This window comes from Pallidibacillus pasinlerensis (assembly GCF_009996845.1).
Taxonomy (GTDB): domain Bacteria; phylum Bacillota; class Bacilli; order Bacillales; family Caldibacillaceae; genus Pallidibacillus; species Pallidibacillus pasinlerensis.
The window spans coordinates 1-1,621 of sequence record NZ_JAACYS010000133.1 but is presented as its reverse complement, the minus strand read 5'-3'; the positions used below and the strand labels follow the sequence as shown (position 1 = coordinate 1,621).

Annotated in this window: 1 protein-coding gene; it reads right to left on the bottom strand. The window is 41.0% G+C overall.

Annotated elements, in window-relative coordinates:
- Positions 1-317 precede the first annotated feature (317 nt).
- Positions 318-1,505, bottom strand: a complete 1,188-nt coding sequence (locus tag GW534_RS15795) for an IS256 family transposase (RefSeq protein ID WP_161921920.1) — start codon at positions 1,503-1,505, stop codon at positions 318-320.
- Between the last annotated feature and the right edge of the window lie 116 nt (positions 1,506-1,621).

The window sequence follows — 1,621 nt, the reverse complement described above, 5'->3', positions numbered from 1 at the left end:
GGGTGTGTCAATAATTTTGTGTAAATAACCCTGTTTCCAGTAGATAAGTCAGCCTGCTTAATTTAGTTGGTAAAACTTCTATTTTAAGTTAAACACAGAGCCACAGCGGTTAGCTGCTTGTCCTTGACCTTGTGCCTTTTCTTAGTTCTTGCTGGTTGGGTTCAGGGACCCGGCCAGCTAGAACTTAGAAAATATCGGTCGTGGTACGCTGGGTGTGCGGATGAAGCCCCTACATAGGTCTTTATTTCTCCCATCCGCCAACCTACACACCACCACGACCGTAAACAAGGTCAAGGATGGCGGATTGATGCTAGAGCTTAATCTTCTAGTGCTTCAAACATCTGTATCAATTCTGATTTCGCCTTTTCAAACCCCCGATGACAACGCATGCCAAATTTGTGATTATAGTCTAGAAACCGTGTCACGAGAAAGCGTTCTAAGGATTCTTCATTCGGGAATTGTTCTTTGCGTTTGACATATCGTTTGATTTCTTTGTTAAAAGCTTCAATTAAGTTTGTCGAGTAGATACTGCGACGTATGGAGGCTGGAAAATCATAAAACGTTAAGATCCGTTCGTTGTTCATTACTGATTCAATAACACGTGGATAAGACTTTTCCCACTTGCTTTGCATCTGTTCTAAGGCTTCTAAAGCTTCTTCACGGTCTTTCGCTTGATAGACGGCCTTAAAGTCATCGAGAATGGCTGCGCGATCCTTTACGCGTACTTTACTGGAAATGTTTCGAGCGACATGTACGCAGCACACTTGATGCTTTGCCTTTGGATAGACACGATGAATGCTATCCGTCATCCCTGGCAATCCATCCGAAATGAAAAGAAGAACGTTTTCTACTCCTCGCTCACGGAGGCCTTGGATGAGTTCTTCCCATACATGAGAAGACTCTGTTGGTGCAATGGTAAAGTCTAAAACTTCTTTGTTTCCTTCTTCCGTAATACCAATAGCGATGTAGACAGCTTCTTTTTCAACCGTTTGACGTCGAATCGGAATATGAGTGGCATCCAGATAAATGCACACATAGCGTTCTTCGAGCTTTCGTTCATGGAAAGCTTTCACATCTTCAGAAACAAGTTGTGTTAGGTTCGAAACCGTTTGTTTGGAATAGTGATGTCCATACATTCGTTCGATGAGATCAGCGATTTCATTTGTCGTAATCCCTTTTTCATAAAGATGAATGACAAACTGTTCCAGCGTATCATTGGAACGCTTATAAGGAGCTATTGTTTGTTGTTGGAACTGGCCATTACGGTCTCTAGGAATACGAAGATGTAGTTCTCCGTATTCGGTTTTAAAGGTACGATCGTAGTAGCCATTACGGGAATTGCCGGAATGAAAACCTTCTCGATCGTAAGGCTCATAGTCTAAAAAGACGGTTAATTCATGTTTCAACAGCTGATTGATAGCTGTTTCCAAATGCTGACGAAAAACTTCTTCGATATCTTGTTTTTGTGCTAGTGCTTCGATTAAATCTGTAGTAAGATGATTCATAGGGAAGACCTCTTTTCTGTGAATTAGTTGGCTAACTTTATTCTACAGAAAGGGTCTTCCTTTTTCTATGAACATTATTTAGTAATTTCTATTTACACAAAATATTTTACACTCTC

Coding starts and splice junctions, on each gene's coding strand:
- GW534_RS15795 (WP_161921920.1), bottom strand. CDS start 1,505: ATGAATCATCTTACTACAGATTTAATCGAAGCACTAGCACAAAAACAA.